13 protein-coding genes are annotated in these 14,869 nt (G+C 74.0%); 10 read left to right on the plus strand and 3 right to left on the minus strand.

Translation table 11 applies throughout. The annotated features are described in order from the left end of the window. The first annotated feature begins 6 nt into the window (after positions 1–6). From AVW11_RS20500 to AVW11_RS20510, 3 genes are all read left to right on the plus strand, one after another. On the plus strand, positions 7–171 hold the full coding sequence (locus tag AVW11_RS20500) for an AI-2E family transporter (protein ID WP_276209100.1): 165 nt from the start codon (positions 7–9) through the stop codon (positions 169–171). Positions 172–202: 31 nt separating this feature from the next. Beyond that, entirely contained in the window at positions 203–2,236 is a 2,034-nt protein-coding gene (locus AVW11_RS20505) for a prolyl oligopeptidase family serine peptidase (RefSeq protein ID WP_076045179.1), read from the plus strand. A gap of 440 nt (positions 2,237–2,676) precedes the next feature. Beyond that, positions 2,677–3,456, plus strand: a complete 780-nt coding sequence (locus AVW11_RS20510) for a class I SAM-dependent methyltransferase (RefSeq protein WP_060179641.1) — start codon at positions 2,677–2,679, stop codon at positions 3,454–3,456. A 28-nt stretch (positions 3,457–3,484) separates the two neighbouring features. On the opposite strand, the gene AVW11_RS20515 is transcribed toward AVW11_RS20510, so the two are convergent. After that, positions 3,485–4,474: an NAD-dependent epimerase/dehydratase family protein gene (locus AVW11_RS20515; protein ID WP_060179640.1), complete on the minus strand. Its 990-nt coding sequence runs from the start codon at positions 4,472–4,474 to the stop codon at positions 3,485–3,487. A 77-nt stretch (positions 4,475–4,551) separates the two neighbouring features. Continuing rightward, positions 4,552–5,058, minus strand: a complete 507-nt coding sequence (locus AVW11_RS20520; RefSeq protein WP_060179639.1) for a GNAT family N-acetyltransferase — start codon at positions 5,056–5,058, stop codon at positions 4,552–4,554. Positions 5,059–5,229: 171 nt separating this feature from the next. On the opposite strand from AVW11_RS20520, the gene AVW11_RS20525 reads away from it, so the two are divergent. The 6 genes from AVW11_RS20525 (at position 5,230) to AVW11_RS20555 (ending at position 12,389) form a co-directional block, all read left to right on the plus strand. Further along, positions 5,230–6,663, plus strand: coding sequence for a L,D-transpeptidase (locus AVW11_RS20525; RefSeq protein WP_240528220.1), 1,434 nt, complete (start codon positions 5,230–5,232; stop codon positions 6,661–6,663). Positions 6,664–6,702: 39 nt separating this feature from the next. Then, positions 6,703–7,395, plus strand: coding sequence for an HAD family hydrolase (locus AVW11_RS20530; RefSeq protein WP_076045183.1), 693 nt, complete (start codon positions 6,703–6,705; stop codon positions 7,393–7,395). 128 nt (positions 7,396–7,523) lie between these two features. Beyond that, positions 7,524–8,228, plus strand: coding sequence for a class I SAM-dependent methyltransferase (locus tag AVW11_RS20535; RefSeq protein ID WP_338058876.1), 705 nt, complete (start codon positions 7,524–7,526; stop codon positions 8,226–8,228). A 333-nt stretch (positions 8,229–8,561) separates the two neighbouring features. After that, on the plus strand, positions 8,562–9,500 hold the full coding sequence (locus AVW11_RS20540) for a class I SAM-dependent methyltransferase (protein WP_060179636.1): 939 nt from the start codon (positions 8,562–8,564) through the stop codon (positions 9,498–9,500). 1,049 nt (positions 9,501–10,549) lie between these two features. Continuing rightward, positions 10,550–10,792 carry a hypothetical protein gene (locus tag AVW11_RS20550; protein ID WP_030848164.1) on the plus strand — a complete coding sequence of 81 codons (243 nt, stop codon included), beginning with the start codon at positions 10,550–10,552 and terminating at the stop codon, positions 10,790–10,792. An 85-nt stretch (positions 10,793–10,877) separates the two neighbouring features. Next, the gene (locus AVW11_RS20555; protein ID WP_076045187.1) at positions 10,878–12,389 is read left to right on the plus strand and encodes a hypothetical protein; all 1,512 of its coding nucleotides are present in this window, start codon (positions 10,878–10,880) and stop codon (positions 12,387–12,389) included. 211 nt (positions 12,390–12,600) lie between these two features. On the opposite strand, the gene AVW11_RS20560 is transcribed toward AVW11_RS20555, so the two are convergent. After that, positions 12,601–13,179, minus strand: a complete 579-nt coding sequence (locus AVW11_RS20560; protein ID WP_076045189.1) for a TetR/AcrR family transcriptional regulator — start codon at positions 13,177–13,179, stop codon at positions 12,601–12,603. Positions 13,180–13,270: 91 nt separating this feature from the next. Here AVW11_RS20560 and AVW11_RS20565 point away from each other — a divergent pair, with 91 nt between their 5' ends. After that, positions 13,271–13,717 carry an anthrone oxygenase family protein gene (locus AVW11_RS20565; protein ID WP_076045191.1) on the plus strand — a complete coding sequence of 149 codons (447 nt, stop codon included), beginning with the start codon at positions 13,271–13,273 and terminating at the stop codon, positions 13,715–13,717. Positions 13,718–14,869 lie beyond the last annotated feature (1,152 nt).

Raw genomic sequence — 14,869 nt, forward strand, 5'->3', positions numbered from 1 at the left:
CTCGTCATGAGCCGGGCGGTCCGCCTCCATCCGCTGGTCGTGGCGATCTCGGTGGTCGCCGGTGCGATCGCCGCCGGCGTGGTCGGCGCCGTGGTAGCGGTCCCGCTGGTCTCCGTCGTCTGGTCGGTGCACTCGGCCCTGCGCGAGGCCCGGCGTACGGCGGGCGGGTGACCCCGCCGGTCGCTTCCTGCACAATCGCCTGATGAGCGATGAAGACCCCTACCTGTGGCTGGAAGACGTATCCGGCGAGGACGCCCTCGCCTGGGTCCGGGAGCGCAACGCCGAGACCGTGGACGCGCTGACCGGCGAGCCCGGCTTCAAGGTGCTCGAGCAGGAGATGCGCGAGGTGCTGGACGACGACGGCCGGATCCCCCACGTCGTCCGGCGCGGCCGCCACCTCTACAACTTCTGGCAGGACGCCGACCACGTACGCGGCCTGTGGCGGCGCACCACGCTCGAGGAGTACCGCACGGACCGCCCGGCCTGGGAGGTGCTCCTGGACCTGGACGCCCTGGCCGAGGCCGAAGAGGAGAAGTGGGCCTGGGCCGGCAGCAGGGTCCTGGCCCCCGAGCACCGGCATGCGCTGGTCCTGCTCTCCCGGGACGGCGCCGACGCCTGCGTCGTGCGCGAGTTCGACCTGGAGACCCTGGAGTTCGTCGCGGACGGGTTCACCGTCGCCGAGGCGAAGACCCGGATCGGATGGATCGACCACGACCGCGTCTGGATCGGCACCGACTTCGGTGCCGGCTCGATGTCCACGTCCGGCTACCCGCTCCAGGTCCGCCGCTGGCGCCGCGGCACACCCCTCGAAGACGCCGAGCTCGTCTACGAGGGCCGGCCCGGCGACCTGTCCGCGTCCGGCTGGCACGACGACACCCCCGGCTTCGAGCGGGACTTCGTCCACCGGCAGATCGACTTCTGGAACCAGGAGCTGTTCCTCCTGCCCGAGGACGCCTCCGGCGCCCCCGTGAAGATCGACGTGCCGGACGACGCGAGCGCCTCCGTCCACCGCGAGTGGCTGACCGTCACCACGAAGACGCCATGGCTCGGCCACCCCGCGGGCAGCCTGCTCGCCTTCGACTTCACCGCGTTCCTGGCGGGAGCGCGGCAGGCCGAGGTGCTGTTCACCCCGGACGAGCGCACCGCGCTCGCGGGATACAGCTGGACCCGCAACCATCTGATTCTCGGCACCCGGGTCGACGTCTCCTCCAGCCTGGAACTGCTCACCCCCGGCGCCGGAGCCGACGGCTGGCAGCGGGCACCGCTGCCGGGCGTACCGCAGCTGTCCACGGCCTCGGTGACCTGCACCGACCCGGACGTGAGCGACGAGTACTTCCACCTCGTCACCGGCTTCCTCCAGCCCTCCACCCTCTACCGCGGCACGGCGGGCGGCGAGGACGACAGCGAGCCCGTCAAGCAGAGCCCGGCGCTGTTCGACGCCGCCGGGCTCACCGTGAGCCAGTTCTTCGCGACATCCGCCGACGGCACCCGCATCCCCTACTTCGTCGTCGGACCCGAGGAGCGGTCCGGCCCCGGCCCGACCCTGCTCTACGGGTACGGCGGCTTCGAGATCTCCATGGTCCCCTCCTACAGCGCGGTCACCGGACGCGCCTGGCTCGCCCGCGGCGGCACCTACGTCGTCGCCGGCATCCGGGGCGGGCACGAGTACGGGCCCGCCTGGCACCGGGCCGCGCTCGGCGCGAACCGGATCCGGGCGTACGAGGACTTCGCCGCCGTCGCCAGGGACCTCGTCTCCCGGGACATCACCACCCCGGCACAACTCGGCATCGAGGGCGGCAGCAACGGCGGACTCCTCATGGGCGCGATGCTCACCCGCGAGCCGGAGCTGTTCGGCGCGGTCGTCGCGCACGTGCCGCTGCTGGACATGCTCCGCTTCCACAAGCTGCTCGCCGGGGCCAGCTGGATCGCCGAGTACGGCGACCCCGACGACCCTGCGGACCGGCCCCACCTGGAGGACATCTCCCCCTACCACCGGATCCGGACGGACGGGCCCGCCTACCCGCCGCTGCTCCTGCTGACCTCGACCCGCGACGACCGCGTCCACCCGGGGCACGCCCGCAAGATGGCCGCCCGGCTGCGGGAGGCGGGCCATCCCGTGTTCTTCCACGAGCACATCGGCGGCGGGCACGCGGGCGCCACCGACCACCGGCAGACGGCCTTCAACGAGGCTCTCGTGCACACCTTCCTGTGGGAGCGCCTCACCCCGTCGAACTGAGCGGGGGGCCGGGTACGCCCGCACGCGTGCCCGGCCCGTCGTCACCATCGTGGCGCGTGAGCGCCGCCCGCCGAGGCCCGGCCCCGGGGGAGGAGGGCCGCGCTGCCACGGAAGGCCCCGGTGGCCAGGCGCTGGGTCTGCCGCTGCCCGCCGGGCCTGCGGCGACGGTGATGAGGGAGCCGCGCGAGAACCCCTCCTCGGCGACGGCGGTGGCGCTCACCTGGAGCTGCTGGTCCGGCCGCTTCTTGCCTCGAACCGGAGCGCCGTCCGGCGCAGGCAGGCGAACACCGGGCGAACGCCGCCGGAACGCCGGATGACGCGAGAGCGGCCTCCCGGGGCTCCGCGCAGACATCCGTTCGGGGGATTCGGGACGCCTGACGGGCGCGGAAGGCGGCCGCGTGCTCCACGATCGGCGGGTGCAACCCCGGAGGGAGGACCCCATGAGCACCCCGTTCGCGTCCGCCGCCCCCTACTACGCCCGCTACCGGCCCCCGTACCCGCGGGAGTTCCACACCCTGCTCGCGGACCGCTTCGCGCTCGACGGCTCCCAGACCGTACTGGACCTCGGCGCCGGCCCCGGCACGCTCGCCCTGCCCCTGGCCTCCCTCGCCGACCACGTGTACGCCGTCGACCCGGAGCCGGCGATGCTCGCCGAGGGCATCCGGCTCGCCGAGGAACGCGGCATCACGAACATCTCGTGGCTGCGCGGCGACGACGCGTGCGTCACCCGGCTGTGCCTGCCCCGGATCGACCTGTGTGTCATCGGCGGCGCCTTCCGCCGCATGGACCGCGGCCGGGTCCTCGCCGACCTGGACGAGGTGCTCGCGCCCCGGGGCGGAGTCGCCGTCGTCGAGTCGTCCCTGCACCGGGCCGGCGGCCCGCCGCCGGGCTGGCTGACCGTGGTCGAGGAGGTACGCGCACGCTTCCTCGCACCCGGCCGACCCGACGGCGTCGACCCGGACGACCTGGGCGACCTCCTCGCGAAGTCGCCGCTCTCCCGCGTCGAGACACACCGGTGGGACCAGCCCGTCCGGCACACCGTGGACGAGGTGATCGGCCTCCAGCTGTCCTTCTCCTCGTCCAGCCCCGCCGTACTGGGCGACCGCACGGCCGCCTTCGAGACGGAGCTGCGCCGGGCCCTGCTGGACCACGACCCCCGCGGCACGTACGCCCGGACCCTGCGCATCGCGGCCGCAGTCGCCACCCGGCCGCGGCGCTGAGCCGGCGTACGTCGCCGGGCGGCCGGAGTCAGCGGCCGAGCGCGGCGAGGAGTTCGCGTTCCCGGCCGGTGCTCAGGCCGGCCCGGCGGGAGCGGTCCAAGCCCTCGGCGCGCTCCCACTCCAGGAGGTCCGCGAGCATCTCCGCCCGCGGCCGGTGCCGCAGCCCGGCCGCCCGCGCCGCGGTTCCGCTGCGGGCGCCGAACCCCGCCCACTGCGGGTCCGGCATCCACATGGCCAGCGACTCCGGCCCCATGAACGGCACGACCTCCCGGTCCAGGAGCCACTGCGGGTCCGCCTTCGCGACGTGCCCGGTGTGGCCGCCGACGCGGCGCGACAGCTCGACCCACTCGTCGAACGGCACGACGGGCCCCACGGCGTCGAAGGTCCCGACCGTGCCCTCCTGCGCGAGGTCCAGCATCCAGCCCGCGAGGTCGCGTACGTCCACCACCTGCGTCGGCAGGCCCGGGGAGTGCGGCACGAGCATGGGCTGGTCCACCGTGCGGGCGGCGCGCGCCACCCAGTACCCCGAGCGCCCGGAGTGGTCTCCGGGGCCGCCGATCAGGCCGGCCCGGGCGACGACGAGACGGTCGCCGACCGCCGCGCGCACGGCCGCCTCGCAGGCGACCTTCGCCTCTCCGTACGCCTCGCGCCCCACGTACTGCTGCTCGGTGGGCGCCAGGAGCGCGGCCGACTCGTCGGCGCCGACCGTGCCGTGGTCGGCGTAGGCGCTGACGGACGAGACGTACGTCCAGTGCCGCGTCCGCTGCGCCAGCGCCACGAGCGCGTCGCGGACGAACGCCGGCTGCCAGGACACCTCCAGCACGGCGTCCCAGTCGCGGTCCAGGAGTCCGTCATAGGCCGACCGGTCCTTCCGGTCCGCCGTCACCAGCCGCGCACCGGGGGCGACTTCACCGCTCTCACCGCGCGCCAGGCACGTCACGCCGTGTCCGCGCCCCACCGCCTGCCGTGTGATCTCACGGCCCAGCCACGCCGTCCCGCCCAGCACCAGAAGATCCATCCGTCCACCCCAGCACACCGCCGGTGCGAGCGCGACCCCGGTTCGCGGTCGGCGAAGGACGGCGCAGGCAGGGCCCCTTACAGGTCGCGCCGCATGCACACCCGAGGCCACCGGTCCAGGCCGTGTGCCGCCTCCCGCGCGCGGATCTCCCGCAGGCCGGGGGTGAGCGCCTCCTCGCCGAGGGGCCGGAAACCGCAGCGGACGTAGTACGGGGCGTTCCACGGGACCTCGGTGAAGGTGGTGAGCGTCAGCGCGGGCACGCCCTCACCCACCGCGACCGCCGCCAGGTGCTCCAGCAGGGACCGGCCGATGCCCCGGCGGGCATGGTCGGGGTGCACGGACACCTGCTCGACGTGCAGGCCCCCGTCGACGCGCTCGGCGATCAGGTAGCCGACGGGGGCGTCGGCCGCGTCCACCGCCACCCAGGCGAGGCCCGCCAGCCGGTAGGGGGCGAGTTCGGCGAGCGACAGCGGTTCGTCGTCGGCGATCTCCGGCATGCCGATGTCGCGGAAACAGCGCCCGGCGGCCCTCTCGATGTCCTGGAGGGCGGTCAGTTCGTCCGGATGTACCACGCGTACGGGCATGGGGGCATTGTCCGCGCGGAGCCGGCCGGGGTCACGCGGGTTTCCCCGGCCCCGCCCGGCCGCGCAGGGGTGTGCTCCGTACGAGTTCACTTCCGGTGCCCGTTCGGCCCCAGGACCGAGCGCATGATCATCAGGTTGGCTCCCCATCGGTTTGATACGGCTATGCCACGAATGCGACAAACGCGACCGATCAAGGCGTGGGGCGCGGTGGCTGCGGTGACGGGGGCCATGCTGGTCGTCGCCGCAGCGCCCGGCAGGACCCCTGATGCGGACACCGCGGGCCCGGCCCCGGACGGCCGCCCGGGACAAGCGGCGGTCACCCTCCTGGTGGGGAGAGTGCTGGAAGGAGCCCGCGGGGCAGGTGAAGGGCAGTGCGCGGCCCGGCTGTTCCGGCGCGGGCTGTGCGACGGCTGGCAGGAGCAGCGGGTGCGGGCCACCGCGCGCGGAAGGGGATCCGTACTCGAGGAGCCCGCCGTCGCCGACGCCGCCTGGGCGGAGGTGCTGCCCACCGACGCCGGCGGGCCCCTGGAGATCACCCTCACCGAACCGGGCCGCATCACGGACGTGACCGTGCGCGACGGGCACGGCCGCCACCTGTCCGGTGAACTCGGCCCGCACGGCGACCGCTGGCTGAACACCGAGTCGCTGCGGGCAGGGCAGACGTACACCGTGCAGGTCGGCGCGCAGGACGCGGCCGGCAGCCCGGTCGGCGTGACCATGGCCTTCCGGACCGCGCCGCCCGCGGACGGGGGCCGGCTCACCGTCGAGTTCGGGCCGGGCCCGGGCACGTACGGAGCCGGGGAGATCGTGACGGCCGCCCTCAGCCGGCCCGTCCCCGCCGACGACCCCGTGGCGCGCGCCCGGCTGGAGCAGGCGCTGGAGGTGACCTCGGAGCCGCGCGTCGAGGGCGCCTGGCACTGGGTCGACGCATCGACCCTGCACTACCGGCCCCGCACCTACTGGCCCGCGCACACCGTGGTCCGCGTCCGCAGCGGACTGGACGGGGTCGAGGTCGGGGACAACGCCTACGGCGGCCCCTCCGAGGACCTGCAGTTCACCATCGGCGACCGGATCGAGGCCGTCACCGACTCCGCCACCCACCGGATGACCGTACGCCGCAACGGACGCGTCATCAGGACGATCCCGGTGACCACCGGCAAGGAGGGGTTCAGGACCCGCAGCGGCATCAAGGTCGTCCTGCGCAAGGAGTCCAAGGTGCGCATGCGCGGCGACACCGTCGGCATCAAGCGCGGCACCAAGGAGTTCTACGACCTGCCCGTCTCCTACGCGACCCGGGTGACCTGGAGCGGTGAGTACATCCACGCCGCGCCCTGGTCGGTCGAGGCGCAGGGCGAGGAGAACGTCAGCCACGGCTGTACGGGCATGAGCACCGAGAACGCCGCCTGGTTCTTCAAAACGGTCCGCGAGGGCGACATCGTGGAGGTGGTCAACAGCGGCGGGGAGAAGATGGCCCCCTTCGACAACGGCTTCGGCGACTGGAACGTCGACTGGCGCAGCTGGCTGGCCGGCAGCGCCCTGGCCAACGTGGACGCGGCCCCGCCCGCTTCCCCGCTCACCCCGTCCCGCCTGCACCCCACCACCTGACCGGGACGCCCGGAACCCGGCCTGGCTTACGATCCTCACATGATCAGAGGAGTGATGTTCGACTTCTCCGGCACGCTGCTGCGCATCGAGTCGACCGAGGAGTGGCTCGGCGCGGGCCTGGCGGCGGTCGGCATCCGGCTGTCCGACGAGGAGTTCCGCGAGACGGCGGGGCGTCTGACGCAGTACGGCGCCCTGCCGGGCGGCAGCGCACCCCGGCGGATGCCCACCCACCTCGAAGGCCTCTGGCGGGAACGGGACGTGAGCGCCCGTCAGCACCGGGCGGCCTACGGCGGCCTGGCGCTGGCGGCCGGCCTGCCGGCGCCGGAGCTGGCCGAGGCGCTCTACGACCGCCACATGAGCCCCGCCGCCTGGCGCCCCTACCCGGACACCGCACCGACGCTGCGCGAGCTGCGCGGACGGGGCGTCCCGGTGGCCGTCGTCAGCAACATCGGATGGGACCTGCGGCCGATCTTCCGCACGCACGGTCTGGACGAGCTGGTCGACGTGTACGTGCTCTCCTACGAGCTCGGCGTCCAGAAGCCCGACCCGCGGATCTTCCGGACCGCGTGCGACGCTCTCGGCCTGCCGCCCGCCGAGGTGCTGATGGTCGGCGACGACCGCACCGCGGACGGCGGCGCCGCGGCGCTCGGCTGCCCGGTGCACTTCGTCGACCACCTGCCGGCCGACCGGCGGCCGAACGGCCTCACACCCCTCCTGGACCTGCTGGGGTAGCCGCCGGGTCCGGCCCCGCAGCCGACCCACCACCGATGGGCCACCGCCTGGCCACCCACCGCCCGACGCGACGCGCGGCCCGGTGCGCGAGGGAACGGACCGCACCTCCTAGGCTGCCCCCGTACCCGGTGGGCGCAGAGAAGGGCCTCGGCATGTCGGAGGGCGGACGGGAGAGGCTGCCCGAGACGCAGCGCGAGCACTGGCAGCAGACGTACGGCGAGCATCCCCGGATGTACGGCGAGGAGCCGTCCGCGCCGGCCGTGCATGCCGCCGCGGTGTTCCGGGCCGCCGGTGCGCACGCGGTGCTCGAGCTGGGCGCCGGGCACGGCCGGGACGCCCTGTACTTCGCCCGCGAGGGCTTCTCCGTGCTGGCCACCGACTTCAGCCCGGTGGGACTGGAGCAGCTGCGCGCGGCCGGCGCCGCACAGCAGGTGGCAGAGCAGCTCACCACGGCCGTCCACGACGTGCGCGAGCCGCTTCCCCTCGCGGACGCTTCGGTGGACGCGGTGTTCGCACACATGCTGCTGTGCATGGCCCTCTCCACCCCGGAGATCCGCAGCCTGGTCGCGGAAGTCCGCCGTGTACTCCGGCCGGGCGGCGTCTTCGTCTACACCGTCCGCCACACCGCGGACGCGCACTACCGGGCCGGTACCGGGCACGGCGACGACATCTGGGAGCACGGCGGCTTCGCCGTCCACTTCTTCTCCCGCGACCTCGTCGATGCCCTCGCCGAGGGCTGGAACCTCGAGGAGGTCCACGCGTTCGAGGAGGGCGGCCTCCCGCGCAAACTGTGGCGCATCACCCAGACCGTGCCCGTGCCCGTGCCCGCGTGACCTCCCTGCGCCCGGCCACTGCGTGTCCGTGCCGCCCGTCCGGCGCAGAGCCGGGGGAGCCGGGGGAACTGGGGGAGCCGGGGAGACTCGGGCGGCCGGGGCCGTGGCCGCGGCACGACGGGATCCGACCAGGGGATACGAAGCGGCCCGATCCGGGGAGGTGAAGCGGCCGTGCCGCTGGACGGCGATCCGTGCACGCGGGAGGCGCCGGGCAGAAAACCCAGGCGGATTCCGCTCACATCTCGTCACACGTCCCCCCAGGGCTTAGGGTGCCGTTACCCGGCCGGGTATCAGCGTGAAAACCGATGCCACTTCGCTGGAGGATGACTCTCCGTGTCGCATGTTTCCCAGGCTTCCGTCGCCACCCCCGACGGTGAGCCGGCCCCGCTCGTCCCCACCACGTACGGCGAGGTCAAGGGCTGGTTCTCGGCGTACGACCAGGTGCTCTTCGACTGGTTCCTGACACGCCAGAACAACGGTGGGGGGCAGCCGGGCGACCTGCTGGAGCTCGGCGCCTTCATGGGGAAGAGCGCGATCTTCCTCGGCCGGTACCTCCGGCCCGGTGAGGAGTTCACCGTCTGCGACCTCTTCGACTCGCCCGCGACGGACGACTTCAACGTCGCGGAGAACCGCAGCTCCTACCCCACGCTCACACGGCGCGGCTTCGAGACGAACTACCTGGCCTTCCACGAGGCGCTGCCGACCCTGATCCAAGCCCCCACCTCGGTCGTCGCCGACATGGTCAAGCCGGCGAGCTGCCGATTCGTGCACGTCGACGCCTCGCACCTCTACGAGCACGTCGTCACGGACATCGCGTCCTCGCGCCTCGTCGCGACCCCGGACGCCGTGGTGGTCTTCGACGACTACCGCTCCGAGCACTGCCCCGGCGTCGCGGCCGCCGTCTGGACCGCCGTGGTCACGGGCGAACTGAACCCCCTCTGCGTGTCGGCCTCGAAGCTCTACGCGACCTGGGGCGACCCGGCACCCCACCAGGCGGCACTGCTCACGTGGCTGGAGGGGCGCACCGACCTCTGGCACGGTGTGGACGTGATCGACGGCCGCCCGCTGGTACGCATCGGCGACCACGGCGTGGCCGCCCCCGAGCCCCCGCAGCCGCTGCACCCCGCTCCGCCTACGGAACCGGCGCCGGCCCCCGCCCCCGCCCCGGCCGCGCGCAGGCCCGGTGCCCGCTGGCGCAAGCTGGCCAAGGACCTGCTCCCGCCCGTGGTCACCCGCGCGATCGTCGCCCGCAACCGCCGCCGCAGAGGCTGACACCGCACCCCCGGCCCGGATCCGGTCCGGGGGTGCGCGCAGCGCAGGGGCCGGGCGCGGCAGAGGCGGCGGCCGGTGCCGGCGGTCGGCTGCTGGCTGCGGACGAGAGCATCCTGCACGACTGGACGGACGCCTGGGCGGCCACGATCCTGAGCCACTGCCCGCCGGGTGCTGACGCCTGGTGGCGCGGTCCTGATCGTGGAGCCCGGAGGCCGTCCGTGGCCGACTGACCACGCACCGCGTACGTGCGAACGGTGCTCCGCCGCAGTCGTGTGACGGGCTGGTCGTGCCGTCGGAGGACGACGTGGTGCCGGAGGGCCGGGCAGCGACGGACCCTGCGGGCCGTGAACGTCCGGCTCTCGCGGCCGGCGCGAGCGCGTATCCCGCACGGTGCGGATCAACGTGCTCGATTTGGCAGGGCCACAGCACGGTGTCGGGGAAGGGATCCCGGGGGACGGTGGCCTGCGGGGGCCAGCGCGGTCAGCTGTCGGGCATCAGTCGCCCCCGCCGCCGCAGGAGGATCCGCCGCAGGACGCATCGTCCCCCCAGGAGAAGCTGACCCTGCCGCGGTTCCGAGATCGGGAAGGTTGCCTGCGCTGCGCCGGCCTGCCGCCGAATGCGCCGCCACGCCACAGCTGGAACAGCGCCCAGGCGAGGCCGACCCCCGCGACCACCACGTATTCCATGTCCATTGCCCCCGTTACCCGTTCACCGTCCCGGTTCCCTCCATTCTCGCCCGCGCGGTGCGGTGATCCGCGGCTTGGACGCCCGTCCCGCCCGGGGCCACGCCACGTCGGGCACCAGGGAGGCTGCCATCAGCGCCACGCGGGCCCGTGGGCGATCGGGGAGGAACGGCATGGCGGGACGTTCATCTCATCGCCGTAATAGGCCCTTCGGATGCGGCGGACCGTCAGGGACTGCCCCGTATCGGTCCATCCTCCTGCCCTCCCAGCGGGGCTCCTTGCCCGGGGGCTCCCGTGATCACACAGTGCGGTCCGGCAGCGAAACCGAAACCCGCAACCGCGCCGTTCTGCCGTGTCGATCAACAGGTGAGGAAATGCGAAGGCTCTACGCCCTTCTGCCGGCCGTGGCGGCGGTGGCGGCGGTGGCCGCCCGACCCGACGGTCGTTTCCGTCATCGAGGCCACGAACCCCAGCGGCGAAAGGATCGCCAACCTCCGCGAGGACGGCATCCGCTTCCAGGGCTTCACCGTCCAGACCAACCTGGGCTCCGCCCTCGGCGGCTACGGCATCAACACGGTCGTCGGCCACTCAGGGCGCAGACGGCGGTGACGCCGCGACGCACACGGGGCAGATCGCCCGCCCGCGCCCGGACGGCCGCCGCCGTACAGCCATCGCTCCTCCGGAGGTCCGGCCCATGCCCGCCCAACGCTCCGTCACGGCCCCCGGCCCACCGGACGACCGCACCGAGCCCTCGCCCCACAGGCCGCGCCGAAAGGACCTTGCCGCGCTCGGAACCGTCGCCGCCGCCTACGCGCTGGCCCAGACGGCGTTCATGGCAGCCGGCACCGGGCTCGGGTGGGACGAGACCGTCTACGTCAGCCAGGTCTCGCCGGACACCCCGGCCGCGTTCTTCAGCGCCCCGCGCGCCCGCGGAATCAGCTGGCTCGTGGCACCCCTCGTGACGCTCACCCCTTCCGTGCCCGCCCTGCGGATCTTCCTCGCCCTGTTCTCGGCAGCAGGGCTCCTGACGGCGCTGTGGACCTGGCGCAGGCTGCTGCCCCTGCGCGTCCTCACTCTGGCCGGCGCGCTCTTCGCCGGCCTGTGGGTCAGCCTGTTCTACGGCCCGCAGGCCATGCCCAACCTCTGGGTGGCGCTCGCGGCGCTGGCGGCCACCGGCTGTGTACTGAGAGCCGCACACGATCCCGCCGACCGCCGCCCGCTCGTCGGGATCGCCGCCGCAGTCGCCCTCGCCGCCCTCATGCGCCCCTCGGACGCCGTCTGGCTCGTCCTTCCCGCGGCGTGCGTGGCAGCCCTGCTGCCCGGCCCGCGCAAGGCCGCCCGCCTGGTGGCCCTCGCGGCAGGAGCCGTACTCGGTGCCGCCCCCTGGGTCGTGGAGGCCCGGCTGGACTACGGCGGCCTCCTGACCCGCCTCCACCGCGCCGGCGAGATCCAGGGCGGGCTCGGCTGGAATCCCTCGTTCGGCCATCACCTGCGCTCGCTCGGCGGCCGCACCCTGTGCCGCCCCTGCGACATCCCCTGGACCCAGCCGGTCACCTCCCTGTGGTGGCTGACCCTGCCCCTGTTCGCCACGGCAGGCGTGGCCCTGGCCTACCGGAGCGGGCGGACACCCGGCCGCGCGGCGGCCGCTGCCGCCGCGACGGGGCTGTCGATGGCGGCGCCCTACCTGCTGTTCGTGGGGTACGCCGCCCCCCGGTTCCTGCTTCCCGCGTACGCGCTGCTCTCGCTACCGGTGGCCGTGGCCCTCGCCCGGCTGTTCGGCGCCGCCCGCTCCCGGCCCGTCCTCCTCGGCGCCCTCTGTCTCGTGCTGGCCGCGCACCTCACGCTCCAGCTGATGGTCACCGCCCAGCTGGCCGCCCGCAGCCGTACGACCCACACGGCCTTCGGCGCCGTGGCGCAGGCACTGCGCGGCCAGGGCCTGCGCGCGCCGTGCGTGATCAGCGGCGAGGAGGCCGTCCGGGTCGCCTTCCGCACGGGGTGCGCCTCCCGCCAGCTCCTCGGCGGCCACGACGGCAGCATCAGCGCCGCCGCCCTGGCCGCCCTCGCCCGTACCCGGCCGACGGCCGTGCTGGTCGAGGGCGGCGCGCCGGCTCCCGCGTGGGCCCGCACCTGGCGCCCGTACGAGCTGCCGGCACTGCCGGGGATGAAGGGCTACCGCGCCTACCTCGGACCCGCAGCCATTCCCTGAGCCCCCGGAATCCGCCGGTTCCGGGGCTGACCCGTCCCGGGCGGCCGGATCCGCAGTCGGCGCTCGTCACGTGGAGTCGTTGAGCGTGCGGTGAACACATCGTGGGCGGCGGGAACCACATGCGGTGAACCAGGGGTGTTGGCCGGAGTGGCGGGCTGCCGTCGCCGAGCCCGTGCAACCAGCTCAGGCATGTTGCCGCCGGGGCGGTGGGTCAGACCACGGCGAGTCGGTCCACCAGCAGCTCCACCCTCCGCCCGGTCTCCTCCGGCGGCAGCCGTCCCGCCCGGGTCAGGGTGGCCAGCCCGTGCAGGGCCGCCCAGAACACCTCGGTGAACAGTCCCGGGTGGACGCCGTCCCCGGCGACTTCGCCGAGGCTTTCCAGCAGGGCGGCGAACGCGTCCTTGAGAGGTTCCGGGGTGTCCTCGTGCGCGAACGCCAGGCCGCCGTCGAGCTGGAACATGGCGTCGTAGACGGCCGGGTTGCGCTCGGCGAACTCGAGGTAGGTGCGGGCGAGCGCGGTGACCCGGGTGCGGGGGCCGTCCGCGGCGGACGCCGCGGCCCGCACTGCCGAGGCCATCTCGGCGGCGCCCTCGAGGGCGACGGCGCCGATGATCTCGCGCTTGCCGCGGAAATGGCTGTAGAGGACGGGCTGGCTGTATTGGATGCGCTCGGCGAGCCGGCGGGTGGTGACCGCGTCCCAGCCCTGCTGCTCGGCGAGTTCGCGGGCGGTCGCCACGATGAGGCGCTCGCGATCCGCCCGTTCGCGCTGCTTGCGTTCCTGTACCGACATGATTCGATCCTAGCAGCGCTAGACATTCGAGCGGCAGTAGGGCTAGCGTTGCTTCATCAGCTAGCAATGCTAGATACCTGGAGGGGTCGTCATGCTCAACGCGCTCGAGGTCGTGACCGTCGTGGTCGTCGGCGTGATGGTGGGGGTGGAGTTCTCCGTCGCCTTCGTCATCAACCGGATCCTCGACGCCCTCCCCGAGGACAGTGGCCAACTCGGCCGCTCCCACGGGGGCCGGATGCTCGGCGCCGTGATGCCGGTCTGGTACATCACCTCGCTCGTCCTCGTCGGGGTCTGGGTCGTCGCCGGATGGCACCGCCCCGGCGCCGGCCTCGTCGTCACCGCCGGCGTACTGCTGATCCTCAGCGTGGTCATGTCGCTCCTGCTGCTCGTCCCGATCAACAACCGGGGCAAGACCTGGACCCCCGAGAACCGGCCTGCCGACTGGAAGGAGCAGATGAACCGCTGGGAGCGCTACCACTACGTACGCGTCGCCGTCATCATCGCCGCCTTCGCCCTGCTGGCCGCCGCCCTCACCTGATATCGCGGCCGCGCGCGACGTGCCGGGGGCGCGTCCACGTGGCCGGGCGGGCCCCATGCGCCGCGGCGAGTTCTGCGAGACCCGCGAGTCGAGGCCTGGGCTGGATGCCCGCTGGTGAAGGCCCTCGCCGCCTACGGCGACACGGCCAACATCGCCAACGTGCCGGCCCGCCATGGCTCCGTGGCCACTGTGCTCGAATCTACGGCCTGACCGCGGCAGTGAGGGTGGCCAACGGCCCGCTGATCAGGCGCGAGAGCCGCAACGCCGCGGCCGCCCGCGCACCCCGCCCCGCGAGCCTCGCCCGCAACCCGCGCAGCGTGGCCCGGCTCATGGCCAACCGCGGGTTCCACCCCGTTCCGGGCCTGGCCCGTCGGCTGTCGTGCGTCACGCGCTTGCCGCGGGCTCACGGAGGCGGGGGGTCTCCAGCGGCTGTACCTGCGTGGGGTGACGGGCAGGCTCGTCGCGGATCGGAGGTCGGCGCCGCCACCTCACCGCCTGCCGAAGGTCTGGCGTCAGTCGTGCGCCGGGCCGTACCGCGTCGACAACCTCTCACCCGGACCACTCGGCCCTTCGCGGGCGGGCCGGCCCCCGGGTGGCGGGTACCTGCCTGCGGCGAGGGAAAGCAAATGGTTTACAGTTCAATCGTCAGTGTGTCCGTCCCTGCCGGCGGCGGTGGACCGTGACCCTGGCGACGGCCGTAGGATCCTCCCCCCGATTCCGCGGCCGTCCGGGGCCGGCGCCCCTTCCCCCGTGGCGCGCCGGCCCCGTAGTGCTCTGTGGAGCTCCCTTGGCCTCCTGGCCCGCTGCTGGGCCCGCTGTCGGGCGCGTCGCGCGGACCGCCTTCCTTCCCGTCGCCGAGGCGAGACCCCGCCCGCGCCGGTCCCGCCTCGGCTCACCGAGGCCGGGCGCCGCATCGCGCCGAAGACCGGCCCGGGCCGGCCGGGCTGCTGCTGGTATCGCCGCCGCCTGAGCGGCCGGACCTCGGCACCGGCTCCGCGCCGGAATCCGGAGCGGACGGCAGCGCCTGCACACCCCGCTCCGTACCGGCGAGCGGCGCTCCGGCCCGCCGTGCACCAGCCGTGCACCAGCTGCGCCTCAGCGGGGGCGGGTGACGGGCGGCCGACCCGCGGCCGCTGCCCGCGATCCGTCCGC

The sequence above is a fragment of the Streptomyces amritsarensis genome (assembly GCF_001953875.1).
Taxonomy (GTDB): Bacteria; Actinomycetota; Actinomycetes; order Streptomycetales; family Streptomycetaceae; genus Streptomyces; species Streptomyces amritsarensis.

What these genes read in the sequence shown, in the direction of transcription:
- AVW11_RS20515 (WP_060179640.1), bottom strand. Translation starts at nt 4,474, where the DNA reads ATGGATCTTCTGGTGCTGGGCGGGACGGCGTGGCTGGGCCGTGAGATC.
- AVW11_RS20555 (WP_076045187.1), top strand. Translation starts at nt 10,878, where the DNA reads ATGCCCGCCCAACGCTCCGTCACGGCCCCCGGCCCACCGGACGACCGC.
- AVW11_RS20525 (WP_240528220.1), top strand. Translation starts at nt 5,230, where the DNA reads ATGCGACAAACGCGACCGATCAAGGCGTGGGGCGCGGTGGCTGCGGTG.
- AVW11_RS20530 (WP_076045183.1), top strand. Translation starts at nt 6,703, where the DNA reads ATGATCAGAGGAGTGATGTTCGACTTCTCCGGCACGCTGCTGCGCATC.
- AVW11_RS20520 (WP_060179639.1), bottom strand. Translation starts at nt 5,058, where the DNA reads ATGCCCGTACGCGTGGTACATCCGGACGAACTGACCGCCCTCCAGGAC.
- AVW11_RS20560 (WP_076045189.1), bottom strand. Translation starts at nt 13,179, where the DNA reads ATGTCGGTACAGGAACGCAAGCAGCGCGAACGGGCGGATCGCGAGCGC.
- AVW11_RS20510 (WP_060179641.1), top strand. Translation starts at nt 2,677, where the DNA reads ATGAGCACCCCGTTCGCGTCCGCCGCCCCCTACTACGCCCGCTACCGG.
- AVW11_RS20565 (WP_076045191.1), top strand. Translation starts at nt 13,271, where the DNA reads ATGCTCAACGCGCTCGAGGTCGTGACCGTCGTGGTCGTCGGCGTGATG.
- AVW11_RS20505 (WP_076045179.1), top strand. Translation starts at nt 203, where the DNA reads ATGAGCGATGAAGACCCCTACCTGTGGCTGGAAGACGTATCCGGCGAG.
- AVW11_RS20500 (WP_276209100.1), top strand. Translation starts at nt 7, where the DNA reads ATGAGCCGGGCGGTCCGCCTCCATCCGCTGGTCGTGGCGATCTCGGTG.